This window comes from Buchnera aphidicola str. Ua (Uroleucon ambrosiae) (assembly GCF_000225465.1).
Classification (GTDB): Bacteria; Pseudomonadota; Gammaproteobacteria; order Enterobacterales; family Enterobacteriaceae; genus Buchnera; species Buchnera aphidicola_B.
Genome location: NC_017259.1, coordinates 204952 through 222241, shown reverse-complemented (window position 1 = coordinate 222241; position 17290 = coordinate 204952). Strand labels below are relative to the sequence as shown.

Sequence of the window (17290 nt, the reverse complement as noted above, 5' to 3'; positions counted from 1 at the left end):
AAAAAAATAGTTTGATTTTAAAAAAAAAAAAAAAAATCAAAAAAGTACAGGTCAAGAAATAATGATCATATCACAAGATAAAAAATTAGTAGTTGGATTAGAAATAGGTACTACTAAAGTAGTCACTTTAGTTGGAGAAATATTACCGGACGAAACAATTAAAATTATTGGATTTGGAACTTGTTTATCTAAAGGAATAGATAAAGGAAGAATTAATAATTTAGATGCAATAGTTATATGCATACAAGAATCTATCAAAAAAGCTGAAACCATGGCAGACTGCCATATTACTTCTGTATATTTATCTATATCTAACGAACATATCAATTGTCAAAATGAAATAGGAATAGTTCCAATTTCAGAAGAAGAAGTGACAAAAGAAGATTTAGAAAATGTAATACATATTGCAAAATCTGTACAAATTTTAAATGAACATCATATCTTACATGTCATACCACAAGAATATTCAATTGATCAACAATCTGGTATAAAGAATCCATTAGGTTTATCTGGAGTACGTATGCAAGTAAAGGTTCATTTAATTACTTGTCATCAAAATATCACAAAAAATATTATTAAAGCTGTAGAAAAATGTGACTTAAAAGTTAATCAACTTATTTTTTCAGGTCTTGCTTCAAGTAAAGCAGTGTTAACTGAAGAAGAATGTAAACTTGGTGTATGCATGATTGATATAGGTGGAGGAACAATAGATTTTAATATTTATATTGATGGTTTTGTTCAACACAGTCAAGTAATTCCATATGCTGGAAACATTGTGACTAATGATATTTCATATGCTTTTAGCATGTCTCATCATGATGCAGAAATTATGAAAATTGAATATGGTGCTGCAATAAAATCATCTTTAGAATCTTCAAAAAATATTGATTTTTCCAATATACATAGTAATTTTCAAAAAATTTTACAGCAAGATGAATTAATAGAAGTCATTGAGTCAAGATATGTTGAATTATTATCTTTAATCAAAGATAAAATTCTAAACATACAAAAAAAGTTATATAAAAAAGGAAAAAAATATGAATTATTAAGTGGTATAGTACTGACTGGAGGCGGATCGAATATTGCATGTTTAACTGAATGTGCAGAAAAAGTTTTTAATAAAAAAGTAAGAATTGCTACACCTTTAAATATTTCAGGATTAATAGAGAATATCATGAAACCACATTATGCAACAGTAGCTGGTTTATTACATTATAGTAAAGAATTTTACAAGCATAATAATGAAAAACAAAACAACAATTCTTTTATTGAAAAATTTTTTAAAAAAATTAATTTTTGGTTAACAAAAGAATTTTAAAATATAGCGTACTCAAAATTTTATAAAAATATAGATATATAATGGAAAAACATTATGTTTGAAGCTACAGAATTAAGTAACAATGCAATCATTAAAGTAATTGGAGTTGGAGGTGGTGGTGGAAATGCAGTAGAACATATGGTCAGAGAACGAATTGAAGGAGTAGAATTTTTTGCTGTTAATACAGATGCACAAGCATTAAGCAAAGTAGCAGTAGAACAAACTATACAAATAGGTAATAATGTTACTAAAGGATTAGGTGCTGGAGCTAATCCAGAAATTGGACGTACATCAGCAGAAGAAGATAAAGAACTATTGAAATCTGCTTTAGATGGTTCCGATATGGTATTTATTGCGGCTGGAATGGGAGGAGGAACTGGTACTGGAGCGGCTCCTGTAGTGGCAGAAATAGCAAAAGAATTAGGAATTTTAACTGTTGCAGTTGTAACAAAACCTTTTAATTTTGAAGGAAAAAAACGAATGATTGTAGCAGAACAAGGAGTAGTTGAATTATCAAAATATGTAGATTCTTTAATTACTATTCCTAATGATAAACTATTAAAAGTTTTAAATCGGGGGATATCTTTACTTGATGCTTTCAGTGCCGCTAACAATGTCTTAAAAGGTGCTGTTCAAGGTATTGCTGAATTAATTACAAGACCTGGATTAATGAATGTAGATTTTGCTGATGTACGTACTGTTATGATGGAAATGGGCTATGCTATGATGGGAACTGGAATATCTTCTGGAGATAATCGTGCAGAAGAAGCTTCAGAAATCGCTATATCTAGTCCTTTATTAGAAGATATTGATTTATCTGGTGCTCGTGGTGTATTGGTAAATATTACAGCTGGTTTTGATTTAAAATTAGATGAATTTGAAACAGTAGGAAATACGATTAGATCATTTGCTTCAGATAATGCAACAGTCGTAATCGGTACTTCTCTAGATCCTGATATGAATGATACTCTTCGTGTCACCGTTGTAGCCACTGGAATTGGTATGGAAAAAAATGTAGACCTTAATCAAATAAAAAATAAATCTTCTAGAGAAGTACTTATGGATTATCGTTATCAATATTTAAACCTGTCTCCATCAAAAAAGAAAAAAAATATTAAAAAAGAATTAAAACACTCAGAAAATAAAATTATTCAAGAACCAGAATATTTAGATATTCCATCTTTTCTTCGAAAAAAATCAGATTAAATTTTTTATAATTATAAATATTTTTTAAAAATATTGAATTCAATACTGATTAATAATATTATTTTTTAATAACAGCCGGCGCCAATAAAGACTAGATCATCTATCGGCGCACGGATATTTTATAGATTAAAAATATTTTATATAACATAAGTAACTATTATATAATATATTATCATTAATATATAAAAATATTTTGAGAGCATTGAAAAATGAAAATATTTTCTGAAAAATACTTAGAACTTACAGAAAAAGCAATTAAAAAATTAAAAAATATTATGGAAATTAAAAATAATTATCATTTAAAACTAAGAATTTATATAAACGGTGGAGGATGCAGTGGATTTCAATATCAATTTATTTTTGATACATTAAAAAATAAAGATGATATTATTATTACACAATCAGATGTATCATTAATTATTGATCCCATTAGTTTACAATATTTACATGGCGGGAAAATAGATTATTTAGAAAATTTAGAAGGTTCTAAATTTATTGTTTTTAATCCAAATGCAAAAACTACATGTAGCTGTGGTGCATCATTTGGAATTTAATAAAAAACATATGTAATATACTTTTAATATATCTTTAATAGTTTTTTAATAATAAAATATAACTTTATTCACATGAAAATTGGAATTATTGGTGCTATAAAAGAAGAAATAAAAAGATTTAAACGCATTATATGTTTAAATCAAAAACATGTTCAGAATTATATAATTTATATAGGCAAATTTAAAAAACATAATATTTATTTAATACAATCAGGAATTGGAAAAGTTGCTGCTAGTATAGCTACTATGATACTTATTAATTTATATCAACTAGATATTATTATTAATAGTGGTTCAGCTGGAAGTTTAGAATCATCATTAAAAATTGGTGAGATTATTCTTCCTAAAACCGTTTGTTATTATGATGTAGATTTAACAAATTTTAATTATGCTTATGGACAAATACCTACATATCCAAAACAATTCAAAATTAATAAAAAATTAAATAAATTTTTTCAAGAAAAAAATTTGAGAAAAAAATTAATATTTAAAACAGGACTTATAATTACTGGTGATTCATTCATTCAAAATAATACGTGTATAAATATTTTAAAAAGTAAATTCCCGTCTGCAATAGCAGTAGATATGGAATCAGCAGCTATAGCTCAAGTTTGCTATAAATTTAATATTCCTCTTATTATAGTTAAATCAATATCTGATTTATCTAATGAAGATGCTACAGATAATTTTAAAAAAAATATATCTATTGCATCTTTGAATTCTTATATATTTGTTAAATATATTTTAGAAAATATAATAATAACATAGATATCATATTAATGTGTTTTATGAAAAATAGCATGTTAATATTTTCTTTTTCTTTATATTAAAATAGTTTAAAACTATTTTATTAAATAAAAGATATGAATATCATTATTGATCTTAAAACATCAAATAAAACTAAAATATATTATAGTTATCAATAATATTTTTTGTCAAAATATTATGCTTATATAAAAATTTCAAAAAAAATATATAGATTATGGCATCTAATATATTAAACGTACATCGTTATATATCATCTTTTTTATGATAGAATTAATCATTCATTAAATAACAATTTTTTTATATTAATTAAAATATAATATTATTTAATTAACTATTTTTCTATTAACTGCGTTGATTATTAATGATTAATTATTATAAAATATTTTATCAAGATAATTATCTTAAAAACACAAAATTATTATGTACATATATAGAAGTTTATAAAAATAAAAAATTAAATAATATTATTTTTTTGTTCTATTTTTTTTTAGATTAAATCATATCTAATAACATATATTTAAAAAATACATTTCAAATAGCATTAATATTTATTTGAATAATATTCAATTTTTAATAAAATATTAAAATTATTAATATAGCATACAACAAATATTTTTTTTAGATATTATCAGTAAATAATAGTTCATGAATTAAAATAAAATTAAATGATACAATCATGAAGATTAATTAAATATGAGCAAATGTTGTATATATTTTAATGATATTTAAAATATTTTAAAAAATATTATTAAATATAAAGTGATTTTTTAGAAAAAGAAAAGACTATAGAAGCTCAATTTCTATAATCTTTTCTTTTTTCTAAAAAATAATACCCATAAATAAGCTAAAATATATAAATAAACTAATAACTATATATTTTAATTTAATACATCTGTTGCTGTTCCTTGAAAAATTTCTGCAGATAAACCAATAGATTCATATAACGTAGGATGAGCATGAATAGTTAATGCAATATCTTCAGCATCGCATCCCATTTCAATAGCAAGTCCAATTTCTCCAATTAACTCACCAGCATTAGTTCCTACAATAGATCCTCCAATAATTTTATTATTATTTTTATTAAAAATTAATTTGGTCATACCTGTACTACAATTTGAAGCAATAGCTCTACCTGATGCGCTCCAAGGAAAAATAGACGTTGCATAATCTATATTTTCTTTTTTAGCTTGCACTTCATTTAATCCAACCCAAGCAATTTCAGGTTCAGTATATGCTATTGATGGAATCACTCTTGGTTCAAAATAATGCTTATTTCCAGCAATGACTTCTGCTGCAATATGTCCTTCATGAACGCCTTTATGAGCTAACATAGGAAAACCAGTGACATCACCTATAGCGTAAATATTAGGTATATTTGTTTTTAATTGATTATTTACTTCAATAAAACCAAAATTATTGATTTTCAAGCCAATTTTATCTAATCCTAATTCATTAATATTAGGAGTTCTACCAATTGCAACTAATATAGCATCATAAAAAATATTTTTTTGATCACCACCATCTTGTATTAAATTAGCAATTAATCCAGATTGATCCAATTCAATTTTATCAATATGAGTATTCAACATTAAATTAAATTTATTATTGATAGATTTAATATATATATTAGAAATATCTTTATCTACTGCAGGAAGAAAATGATTAAATCGATCAATAATATCAACATTAGAACCTAATGCACTGTATATTGTAGCCATCTCTAAACCAATAATACCAGCGCCTATAATTAAAAAACGATTAGGTATATATTTTAATGATAAAGCATCACTTGAATCCCAAATTCTTATATCATCATTAGGTATAGAAGAAATCTGAATAGGCTTAGAACCTGTAGCAATAATTGCATAATCAAAAAAAATTGTTAATTTATCTTTTTCATTGACAACAAAAATACTTTTATCAGTATTAAAAATAGCATTTCCCTGAAAAATTCTTATTTTTCTTTTTTTCCTCATATGAGATAAACCATTAGCTAACTGCTTTATAATATTTTCTTTCCAAGTTTTAATTTTTTTAAGATCAATGACTGGTTCACTAAAAAAAACGCCTGATTGATTCAAATCTTTTGCTTCTTTAATAACTTTTGCTATATGTAATAAAGTTTTTGAAGGAATACAACCAACGTTTAAACAAACACCTCCTAATGTATTATAACGTTCTATTAAAATAGTATCTAAACCTAAATCTGCACAACGAAAAGCTGCAGAATAACCTGCTGGACCAGATCCAATAACTACTACTTTTGCATGAATTTTATTATTCATGATAACCTTCTTTTATAAATAATTTAATTAAAAAATTTCAATATAAAAAATATAAAACATCACATAATAAAAAAATGTATATCAGATAATACTTGGTTAATAAATGTAATAAAACGAGCTGCATAAGCTCCATTGATTACACGATGATCATAAGACAATGATAACGGTAATATTAGCGATGGAATAAATTTTTCTCCATTCCACCATGGTTTTGTACAAATTTTAGAAACTCCAAGAATTGCAACTTCTGGAGCATTAATAATTGGAGAAAACCAACCACCTCCAATACTTCCTAAGTTAGAAATTGTAAAACAACCTCCTGTCATATCTGAAATATTTAATTTTTTTTCTTTTGCTTTTTTTAACAAACATAGTAATTCACAAGATAATTGTTCAATATTTTTTTGATTAGTATTTTTTAAAACCGGAACATATAATTCATCATTTACATCTACAGCAATACCAATGTTAATATATTTTTTTAAAATAATTTTTTTATTATCTTTACTTAAAGAACTATTAAATATAGGAAATTTTTCTAATGCATATGATACTACTTTGATAATAAAAACTAAAATAGTAATATTATAATTTATTTGTTCTTTATTTTTTTTTGTATTATTATATTTTTTACGAAATTCTTCTAGTATCGTAACATTAACTTCATCAAATTGTGTAACATGAGGTATATTAATCCAATTCTGATAAAGATTGTGACCAACAATTTTTTGAATACTATTTAATTCTAATTCTTCTATTTCTAGTTCATTAGCAGTATTGTTACTATTAATTTTATGCTTTTCTTTTAAAAGATTATTTTGATATAATTCTAAATCTTCTTTTAAAATACGATTTTTAGGGCCAGTCGCAATCACTTGATTTAAATCAATATTTAAATTACGAGCTAAACGCCTAATAATTGGAGTTGCATGACACATATCATCTTTTTTAAAATTTTTTAATATATCCAATTTTTTTTTCTTAATATTAGATAAAAAAGTATTTGAATTATCAATTTCTAACATCATGATACAAGTATTAGTTTGAACTTTTTCACCAATCTTAATATAAATTTCTTTTACAATACCTGAATTAGGAGATGGTATCTCCATAGAAGTTTTATCTCCTTCTATAGTGATCAAACCTTGTTCCAATTCTACATATTCATTAACATTAACTAATATTTCTATTACCTCTAATTCATCTGAGCCAACATCAGGCATCTTTACTGCTATATCCACTAGTTTTATACCTCTTAAGCTAAACGCGGATTAATTTTATCAGGATCAATATTAAATTTAATAATTGCATCTTTAACTACCTGCATCTTAATATGTTGTATTTTAGCTAATAAATGTAAAGCTGCTATAACTATATAATGAACGCTAACTTCAAAATGAATACGTAATTGATCACGACTGTCTGAACGACCAAAACCATCTGTTCCTAAAATATGATATTCTTTTGATGGCATATAATGACAAATTTGTTCAGCAAACAATTTCATATAATCAGTTGCTACAACAGTAGGACTGTTATTCATAACTTGTTGAATATATGCTATTTTATTATTTTTCCCAGGATGTAACATATTCCATCGTACACAATCTTGACCATTTCTAGCTAATTCTGTAAAAGAAGTAACGCTATATATATCAGTGGTTACAGAATAATCATATAATAGAATCTCTGCAGCTTTACAAACAGAATGTAAAATAGCACCAGAACCCATCAATTGAACTTTTAATTCAGTAGTACTATATAAAGTCTTTAATTTATACATTCCTTTGCAAATACCTTTTTCTACACCTTTTGGCATAGCAGGCATATAAAAATTTTCATTAATAGTAGTAATATAATAGTATATATTTTCTTGAGAAGAACCATACATCCGTCTTAATCCATCTTGTATAATCACAGCTACTTCATATGCAAAAGCAGGATCATAAGATATACAATTAGGGACAGTCAAAGACTGTATATGACTATGCCCATCTTCATGTTGTAAACCTTCACCATTTAAAGTAGTTCGTCCAGAAGTGCCTCCAATTAAAAAACCTCTTGCTTGTTGATCTCCAGCAGCCCAAAACAAATCACCAATTCTTTGAAAACCAAATATTGAATAATAAATATAAAAAGGAATCATAGGAAAATTATTTGTACTATAAGAAGTTGCAGCAGCTAACCAAGATGATGCCGCACCTAATTCATTAATTCCTTCTTGTAATATTTGACCTTGTTTGTCTTCTTTATAATACGCTAATTGTTCTCGATCTTGAGGGATGTATTTTTGACCACTAGAATTATAAATACCTATTTTACGAAATAAACCTTCCATTCCAAAAGTACGTGCTTCATCAGCAATAATAGGTACTATCAAATCTTTTAAAGAATTATTTTTTAAAATAATATTTAAAAAACGAATAAAAGCCATAGTTGTAGAAATTTCTTTTGTTTGTTCTTCTAATAATAATTTAAAATCACTTAAATCTGGAATAATTAATGTTTTAGTAAACTTATCTAAACGAGAAGGAATATAGCCACCTAATTTTTTTCTTTGAGTATGCATATAATGATATTCTTTAGAATTATTTTGAAAAGTAACATATGGTAATTGATGTATATCATTATTAGATACAGGAATATTAAAACGATCTCGAATATACATTATTCCTGCTATGTTAATTTTTTTTATTTGATGAGCAATATTTTTACCTTCTGCAGTCATTCCCATACCATAACCTTTCACAGTATGAGCTAAAATAACTGTTGGTTTATTTTTAGTTTCTTTAGCTTTTTTTAAAGCATTAAATATTTTTTTAGGATCGTGTCCCCCTCTATTTAATTTCCATATTTCTTCATCAGTCATATTTTTAACTAATTCATATGTCTCTTTATATTTTCCAAAAAAATATTTACGAACATATGCACCATTTTTTGATTTAAACGTTTGGTAATCACCATCAACAGTTTCATTCATTAATTGAATTAATTTACCTGTTTTATCTTTTCTTAATAAAGCATCCCAATTACCTCCCCAAATTACTTTAATTACTTTCCATCCAGCACCATAAAAAAAACTTTCTAATTCATTAATAATTTTTCCATTACCTACTACTGGTCCATCTAATCTTTGTAAATTACAATTAATTACAAATATTAAATTATCTAATTTTTCACGTACTGCTATAGAAATAGCTCCTTTAGATTCTGGTTCATCCATTTCACCATCTCCTAAAAAAGCATATACTGTTTGTTGCGAGGTATTTTTTAGTTTTCGATATTGTAAATATTTTAAAAATCTTGCTTGATAAATAGCACAAATCGGTCCTAAACCCATAGATACAGTAGGAAATTGCCAAAAATTTGGCATTAATTTAGGATGAGGATAAGATGATAAACCTTTTCCATTAACTTCTTGTCGAAAATTGTTTAATTGTTCTTCTGACAAACGTCCTTCTAAAAAAGAACGAGCATAAATACCAGGAGAAATATGACCTTGAAAATAAACTAAATCACCTCCATCTTGATGATTACTAGAACGAAAAAAATGATTAAAACATACTTCATATATTGTAGCTGAAGATTGAAAAGATGATAAATGACCACCTAATTCTAAATTTTTTTTTGATGCACGTAACACCATCATTATAGCGTTCCAACGTACTGCTGAACGAATATTTTTTTCTAATAAAAGATTTCCAGGATATTTACATTCATCTTCACTAGAAATGGTATTAATATAATCACTATTAAAAAAAGATCTAAAAAATTTTGCTCTACTAATTTTAGAAATTTTTAAAATTTTTTCTATTAAAAAATATGCTCTTTCACGACCTTCTTGACGAATAACAGATTCAATAGCTTGCACCCAATCACTAGTTTCAATTGGATCCACGTCATGATATAAATTTTCTGACATGGCATACATTCCTTATACATTATATGTATTTAATATTTACATTTATTTTAATTTATAAAACTAATAAAATTATATATATAAATATAATCAATTTTATTAATTCTAAAAACATTATATATTTTAAAAATACATTTTATTCAGTTTTAAAAACATTAAAAATACGATTTTCTTGTTCAGTTACTCTTATGAATGTTGTTCTTTTCGTTAATTCTTTTAATTTTTCTGCACCAATATATGTACATGAAGAACGTAATCCCCCTAAAATATCACGTATTGTATTTTTAATATATCCACGAAATGGTATTTTAACAGTTTTACCTTCAGATGCACGATATCCTGCAATTTTTCCTTCATAACGTTTCATGGCAGACATTGAACTCATACCATAAAATAACATATATTTATTTGATTTATCTTTAATAATCTTTCCAGAACATTCTTTATGACCTGAAAGCATGCCTCCTAACATAACAAAATCAGCTCCTCCTCCAAAAGCTTTAGCAATATCTCCAGATACGGTACAACCTCCATCGCTAATAATATGCCCGCCTAATCCATGAGCAGCATCAGCACATTCAATTATAGCTGAAAGCTGAGGATAACCAACTCCAGTTTTAACACGTGTAGTACATACTGATCCTGGACCAATACCAACTTTCACTATATCAGCCCCAGATAATATTAATTCTTCAACCATTTCTCCAGTAACAACATTACCTGCACAAATAATTTTATCTATAAAAAAATTTCTAATTAATTTTAAAAAAGTAATAACATGTTCAGAATATCCATTTGCAACATCAATACAAATATATTTTATTTCAGGAGATAATAAAAAAATTTTTTTAATTTTTAAAAAATCCTCATTAGATGTTCCAATTGAAACAATTACATGATTTAATATAAATTTTGAAGATGTTCTGATAAAATCTTTCCAGTGTTCCAAAGAATAATATTTATGTACAGCGGTTAATATATTAAAATTTGATAAAGATTTGACCATTTCAAATGTACCTATTGTATCCATATTTGATGCAATAATAGGAATTCCTGACCAAATATATTCAGAATATTTAAAAGAAAAATTACGAATAAGATCAACTTGAGCACGACTTTTCAATATAGAACGTTTTGGTCGAATTAAAACATCTTTAAAACCTAATTTAATATCTTCTTCAATTCGCATAAAATTATTACCTTAATTTTAAAAATACAATAATACTAAAGAAAAATGTTAAAATATTATGACTTATATTGTAGCACTTACTGGTGGTATTGGTAGTGGAAAAACTACTATCTCTAATCATTTTAAAAAATTAGGCATTGATGTAATTGATGCTGATGTTATAGCAAAAAATATAATAGAAGATGATATAAAAATATCATATTGTATAAAAAAAAAAATTGGAAAAAAAATATTAAATAAAGATAATTCAATTAATAAATCTTTACTTAGAAAACAAATTTTAAATAGTAAAAACGATCGTTTATGGTTAGAAAACTTATTACATCCAAAAATTTTTAAAGAAACTCAAAATCAAATCAGACAAACACAGTCATGTTGGTGCTTATGGGTAATTCCTTTATTAATTGAAAAAAAATTAGAACATAAAGCTAATAGAATTCTTTTAGTTGACGCACCTGTAAAAGAACAAATAAAAAGAATTATAAAACGAGATAATATTAATATATTAGAAGCAAAAAAAATCATTTCAATACAAACTACTAGAAACAAAAGAATTGCTATATCTGATGACATCATTTTTAATAAAAAAAATAACAAAAACATTTATTTATATGTTAATTATTTAAATTTATTTTATACATATCTCTCAAAAAAAAATAAAAAAAAAATAAACATTAAAAAAAATTATCTAACAAAATTTTACTAAAATTAAATATATTTAGTATATTTTATATGTGATTTTTTATATTTAATGTTTGATTAAGTTATTTATATTTTTATGATTTTAGAAATACTTTAAGAAAAGTTATAATATTATAATTCGAAGATAGAAAATTAGAAAATTTAATACGTTATAAAGATACTTAAAATCAATATCAATATTTATAAAATGTACTTTTTTTTGATATTATATTAAAATATATATTATTTATTAATATTAAAAAATATATTAAATATTTTATAAAAAAACTTACAAACGACCATGACAATGCTTATATTTTTTACCTGAACCACAAATACATATTGCATTTCGACTAATATTTTTATTATTTAAAATATCTTTTAAACGTGCATTAGAATTAATATATTGTTGTATATGCAATACATCAATTTTTATTAAGCACGATATTACTTCATCTTTTAATAATTCTAGCATGTTAGAAAACATATTAAAAGATTCTCTTTTATATTCTTGTTTAGGATCTTTTTGAGCATAACTTCTTAAATGAATACCTTGTCTTAAATAATCTATTGCAGATAAATGTTCTTGCCACAATGTATCTAATGTTTGTAGCATAATTTTTTTTTCAACTATACGCATATTGTCTAAACCAATTAAATGTGCTTTTTTTTCATAGTTTTTTTTTGCACAATTAATAATTTTTTTTACTAATTCAATACTATTTAAATTAGGTTGTATATTTAACCATTCTAAAATTGATATTTTCAAATGAAAATTAACGTTTAATCTTTTTTCTAATTCAATAATTTGCCATTTATCTTTCATGGTATTATTTGGGATATATATGTTAATATTTTTTTTCAAAACATCTTGTAAAATATCATATATCATAATTTTAATATCTTTTGAATCAAGTAATTTATTTCTTTGAGCATAAATTATATGACGCTGTTCATTAATAACATCATCATATTCTAATAATTGTTTTCTAATATCAAAATTTCTACTTTCTACTTTTTTTTGAGCTTTTTCTATAGCTTTATTCACCCAAGGATGCTCAATCGCTTCATTTAAAGATAATCCTAATTTTTTCATCATAGAAACAATTTTATTAGATGCAAAAATACGCATTAATGAATCTTCCATAGAAAGATAAAAACGAGAAGACCCACTATCTCCTTGACGACCAGAACGACCTCTTAATTGATTATCAATACGTCTTGATTCATGACGTTCTGTTCCAATTATATGTAATCCACCAATCGATACAACAAAATCATGTTCTTTTTGCCATTTTTGTTTAATTTTTTTATATTCTGTCGCTGAAATATTTTTATTTTGATTTAATTCTACTTCTAGATTGCCACCAAGTACAATATCTGTACCTCGACCAGCCATATTAGTAGCAATAGTAATCGATTTAGGTTTTCCTGCTTGTGCTATAATATCTGCTTCTTTAGCATGAAACTTAGCATTTAAAACATTATGCTTAATATTTAATTTAAATAATTCTTTAGAAATACTTTCTGATTTTTCAATAGATATTGTACCTACTAATACAGGTTGTTTTAAAGATACACATCTTTTAATATCTTGAATAATAGCATGAATTTTTTCTTTTTCAGTTACATATACTAAATCAGGTAAATCTTTACGTATCATTTTTTTATTTGTTGGTATTACAATTGTATTAAGATTATAAATAGAACTAAATTCAAAAGATTCAGTTGCAGCAGTACCTGTCATACCCGCTATTTTATTATATAAACGGAAATAATTTTGAAATGTAATAGATGCTAAAGTTTGATTTTCATTTTTAATAGGTACATGTTCTTTAGCTTCTATTGCTTGATGTAATCCATCTGACCATCTTCTTCCTAACATGGCCCTTCCGGTATGTTCATCAACAATAATTATATTGTTATCTTTTACAAGATAATCAATATTACGAATAAATAATTTATGTGCACGTAATGCAGATAAAACATGATGCATTAATATAATATTATTAGTTGAATACAAAGATTCACCTGGTTTCATTAATTTTTTATTTAATAAAAAATTCTCAACTTCTACTAGCCCTCGTTCTGTTAAATATACTTGTTTTGATTTTTCATCGATAAAAAAATGCCCAATACCATTAAAATATTCTGAATCTTCTTGTTTTTGAAAGGTTAAAAAAGGAATAATATTATTTATTTTTTGATATACTTCAGAAGTATCATCAGAAGGTCCTGAAATAATTAAAGGTGTTCTAGCTTCATCTATTAAAATAGAGTCAACTTCATCGACTAATGCATAATGTAATCCTCTTTGTACTCTTTCTTCAGGTAAGAATACCATATTATCACGTAAATAATCAAAACCATATTCATTATTAGTTCCATAGGTAATATCAGATAAATAAGCTTTTCGTTTAGACAAAAAAGACATATCAGATAAATTTAAACCTACTTTTAAACCAAGAAATTCAAATAAAGGAGTATTTTTTTCAGCATCTCTACGAGCTAAATAATCGTTCATTGTAACTATATGAACACCTTTTCCAGTCAATGCATTAAGATAAGCGGGTAATGTAGATGTTAAAGTTTTTCCTTCACCTGTCCGCATTTCTGCAATACATTGTTCATTTAAAACTATTCCTCCTAAAATTTGAACATCAAAATGTCTCATATTAAATACACGTTTACTTGCTTCTCTAACTGTGGCAAATGCTTCAGGTAATATATCATTTAAAGTTTCTCCATTTTTTAATCGCAATTGTAATATATTTGTTTGATTTTTTAATTTTGTATCTGAGAATTTTTCAAAACTTTTTTCTATTTTATTAATATAACATACTATTTTATTAAATTTTTTTAAAACACGACTATTACGATTACTAAAGATTTTTTTAAAAAATTTTATTAACATACTATTAATTCTCATATTTAAATGTTTTAAATTTACAATTAAACTATTTAATTATTTTTAAAGTAATTTTATTTCATATTTTAATTTAATATTATTAATATTATAAACAATAAAAATTAACATAATAATTTTAAAAATATTTTTTATAATAAGTTTTTTAACCAAGACATAATATTTTTTTTCTTTTCTGTTGCATTACATTCTAATTCTTTATTAAAATAATTATTTTTTTTATTTTGCGCATTCCATACTGGTAAAAATCGATTATGTTGATCATTTTTATTGCAAAATAATCTTCCTAATTTATCGATATAAAAACTATTGATATCTTTTGGCGGTATTAATACTAATGGTGTTGGCAATTTATATTGCAGATATCTTCGATAAATTTGCATAGCACCAGAAGCACCATATAATTTAGTAGTTTTATTATTATCTCTTCCTATCCAAGTAATTACTACTTGTTTTCCATCAATTCCTACAAACCAACTATCAATTAAATTATTCGTAGTACCAGTTTTTCCTGCTAAAGAAAATTCTTTAAAAATTTTTCCTAATGATTTAGCTGTTCCATCATTAACTACTTGTTGCATAGCATATAATATTAAATAAGAAGCTTCAGTAGCAATAATATTTTTTGATTGAGGTACAGTGTGATAAAATATTTTTTTATCATCAAATGTCACTGATTTCACTGATGATAATGATTTTTTATAGCCATTATTTGCAATAATTTGAAATACCTGAGCTATCTCAATAGGCGTTAAATTAATCGCTCCTAAAGAAATAGATGGAAAAGAAGTAATTTGATTTCTCTTAATACCTAATCGTACCCAATTATCAACTAATTTTTCAAAACCCATATCCATACTAAGATTAATAGTAGGAATATTAATTGAATGAATTAAAGCATCTAACAACATTACTTTTCCACTAAAATGAAAATTATTATTTTTTGGTGTCCAATATTCACCATTATCTAATTTAATAGAAATTGGAAGATCAGATATCCAAGTATTTAAATGATATTTATCAGGTTGTGATAAAGCAGTCAAATAAGTTATTGGTTTAGATAACGAACCAATTCCCCGACGAGCATTTAAAACACGATTATATCCAGAAAATTTTGGAATCGAACTACCAATTAAAGCCTGAATTTCACCAGTAAATTTATCTATAACTATTGTTGCAATTTCTAAATCTTTTAATTTTTTTTGTTTTTTTAATATAGGTATTTCTTTTTTTACAGCTTTTTCTAATGCATTTTGTGAAACAGAATCAAGAGTAGTAAAAATTCTTATACCTGAAAAAGTATTAATAGGATTTTTTATATTTTTTTTAAACTCTTCAGATACTAATTGTATAAAATTAGGATGAGGTGAAGTAATATTGCCTTTAGGTTGAACATTTAAAGATCTACGAGACAAATGAAGATAAATATTTTTTGTAATATATGCTTGATTATATAATGATAATAAAACTAAATTTCTTCTTTTTAAAGCAGCAATAGGATGATTCCAAGGATTATATAAAGAAGCTCCTTTTACCATACCTACTAATAATGCATATTGATCTAAAGTTAATTCATTTATTGGATATCCAAAATAATAAATACTTGCCAATGGAAATCCTCGAATTTGCTCATCACCATCTTGACCTAAATACACTTCGTTTAAATATAATTCTAAAATACGATCTTTTGTATAAAAAAAATCTAAAATTAACGCCATATATATTTCATTTATTTTTCTTAAAATTGAACGTTGATTTGTTAAAAATAAATTTTTTATTAATTGCTGAGTTAAAGTACTTCCACCTTGAATAACATGTCCAGCTGTTATATTAGCTAAAAATGCTCTTATTATAGAAGATATATAAATACCATCATGTTCATAAAAATGTTTATCTTCAATTGATAAAAGTGTTTTAACTAATATTTCTGGAAATTTATTACGAGATAAAAAAATACGTTTTTCTTTTTTAGGAGACGTTAACATCGCAATTAATTGTGGTTCTAAACGAAAAAAACTAAAATTGCGACCATTTTTAATATTTGTAATTTTTTTTAAAGTATTATTTTTAAATAACAATTGTGTATAAAATTCTCCTTCTTGAATATCAGGAAAATCAAAAGAACGTCGTATAAATTTTATAACATTATCTTTTACACTATATTCTCCTGGTAACATAACACAATCTACTTTTCTATACATCGTATTTTTTAAAAAATTTAATATTTCGTTTTGAGAATATATATTTCCTGGTTCTAAATTAACTATACGCGAATATATTAAATTAGGAAAATTCCATACTTTTCCATGAATTACTTGATTAATTTTAATATATAAATAGCATCCATAAAAAATAATCAAACAAAAAATAAAAAAAAATATTGCTATTAAAATTTTCTTTTTTTTTTATTAAATGATACATTTATGAGTCCTTTTTCGAATATC

The 17290-nt window shown here is 24.6% G+C and carries 11 protein-coding genes; 5 read left to right on the top strand and 6 right to left on the bottom strand.

Annotation, left to right across the window (positions count from 1 at the left end):
* Positions 1–61: 61 nt before the first annotated feature.
* From ftsA to BUAMB_RS00970, 4 genes are all read left to right on the top strand, one after another.
* Positions 62–1318, top strand: coding sequence for a cell division protein FtsA (gene ftsA, locus BUAMB_RS00985; RefSeq protein ID WP_014499923.1), 1257 nt, complete (start codon positions 62–64; stop codon positions 1316–1318).
* 54 nt (positions 1319–1372) lie between these two features.
* Positions 1373–2524 carry a cell division protein FtsZ gene (gene ftsZ / locus BUAMB_RS00980; RefSeq protein ID WP_014499922.1) on the top strand — a complete coding sequence of 384 codons (1152 nt, stop codon included), beginning with the start codon at positions 1373–1375 and terminating at the stop codon, positions 2522–2524.
* A gap of 209 nt (positions 2525–2733) precedes the next feature.
* Positions 2734–3078: an iron-sulfur cluster insertion protein ErpA gene (erpA, locus tag BUAMB_RS00975; RefSeq protein ID WP_014499921.1), complete on the top strand. Its 345-nt coding sequence runs from the start codon at positions 2734–2736 to the stop codon at positions 3076–3078.
* Positions 3079–3150: 72 nt separating this feature from the next.
* Entirely contained in the window at positions 3151–3846 is a 696-nt protein-coding gene (locus tag BUAMB_RS00970) for a 5'-methylthioadenosine/adenosylhomocysteine nucleosidase (protein ID WP_014499920.1), read from the top strand.
* Between the two features lie 878 nt (positions 3847–4724).
* Here the strand turns inward: BUAMB_RS00970 and lpdA are convergent.
* The 4 genes from lpdA to BUAMB_RS00950 all read right to left on the bottom strand — a co-directional run bounded on the left by lpdA (position 4725) and on the right by BUAMB_RS00950 (position 11239).
* Positions 4725–6131 (bottom strand): dihydrolipoyl dehydrogenase, encoded by a 1407-nt coding sequence (lpdA, locus tag BUAMB_RS00965; protein WP_014499919.1) that lies wholly within the window; start codon positions 6129–6131, stop codon positions 4725–4727.
* Positions 6132–6190: 59 nt separating this feature from the next.
* Positions 6191–7354, bottom strand: coding sequence for a 2-oxo acid dehydrogenase subunit E2 (locus BUAMB_RS00960; RefSeq protein ID WP_044035102.1), 1164 nt, complete (start codon positions 7352–7354; stop codon positions 6191–6193).
* A 32-nt stretch (positions 7355–7386) separates the two neighbouring features.
* Positions 7387–10053, bottom strand: a complete 2667-nt coding sequence (gene aceE, locus BUAMB_RS00955; protein WP_014499917.1) for a pyruvate dehydrogenase (acetyl-transferring), homodimeric type — start codon at positions 10051–10053, stop codon at positions 7387–7389.
* A gap of 133 nt (positions 10054–10186) precedes the next feature.
* On the bottom strand, positions 10187–11239 hold the full coding sequence (locus BUAMB_RS00950; RefSeq protein ID WP_014499916.1) for a GMP reductase: 1053 nt from the start codon (positions 11237–11239) through the stop codon (positions 10187–10189).
* A gap of 58 nt (positions 11240–11297) precedes the next feature.
* On the opposite strand from BUAMB_RS00950, the gene coaE reads away from it, so the two are divergent.
* Positions 11298–11945, top strand: a complete 648-nt coding sequence (gene coaE, locus BUAMB_RS00945) for a dephospho-CoA kinase (RefSeq protein ID WP_014499915.1) — start codon at positions 11298–11300, stop codon at positions 11943–11945.
* Between the two features lie 264 nt (positions 11946–12209).
* On the opposite strand, the gene secA is transcribed toward coaE, so the two are convergent.
* Positions 12210–14834 carry a preprotein translocase subunit SecA gene (secA, locus tag BUAMB_RS00940; RefSeq protein ID WP_014499914.1) on the bottom strand — a complete coding sequence of 875 codons (2625 nt, stop codon included), beginning with the start codon at positions 14832–14834 and terminating at the stop codon, positions 12210–12212.
* Between the two features lie 143 nt (positions 14835–14977).
* Positions 14978–17206: a penicillin-binding protein 1B gene (mrcB, locus tag BUAMB_RS00935; protein WP_014499913.1), complete on the bottom strand. Its 2229-nt coding sequence runs from the start codon at positions 17204–17206 to the stop codon at positions 14978–14980.
* Positions 17207–17290 lie beyond the last annotated feature (84 nt).

Bases quoted from the DNA above. Each gene is read 5' to 3' on its own strand.
- ftsA (WP_014499923.1), top strand. From the start codon at position 62: ATGATCATATCACAAGATAAAAAATTAGTAGTTGGATTAGAAATAGGT.
- ftsZ (WP_014499922.1), top strand. From the start codon at position 1,373: ATGTTTGAAGCTACAGAATTAAGTAACAATGCAATCATTAAAGTAATT.
- erpA (WP_014499921.1), top strand. From the start codon at position 2,734: ATGAAAATATTTTCTGAAAAATACTTAGAACTTACAGAAAAAGCAATT.
- BUAMB_RS00970 (WP_014499920.1), top strand. From the start codon at position 3,151: ATGAAAATTGGAATTATTGGTGCTATAAAAGAAGAAATAAAAAGATTT.
- lpdA (WP_014499919.1), bottom strand. From the start codon at position 6,131: ATGAATAATAAAATTCATGCAAAAGTAGTAGTTATTGGATCTGGTCCA.
- BUAMB_RS00960 (WP_044035102.1), bottom strand. From the start codon at position 7,354: ATGCCTGATGTTGGCTCAGATGAATTAGAGGTAATAGAAATATTAGTT.
- aceE (WP_014499917.1), bottom strand. From the start codon at position 10,053: ATGTCAGAAAATTTATATCATGACGTGGATCCAATTGAAACTAGTGAT.
- BUAMB_RS00950 (WP_014499916.1), bottom strand. From the start codon at position 11,239: ATGCGAATTGAAGAAGATATTAAATTAGGTTTTAAAGATGTTTTAATT.
- coaE (WP_014499915.1), top strand. From the start codon at position 11,298: ATGACTTATATTGTAGCACTTACTGGTGGTATTGGTAGTGGAAAAACT.
- secA (WP_014499914.1), bottom strand. From the start codon at position 14,834: ATGTTAATAAAATTTTTTAAAAAAATCTTTAGTAATCGTAATAGTCGT.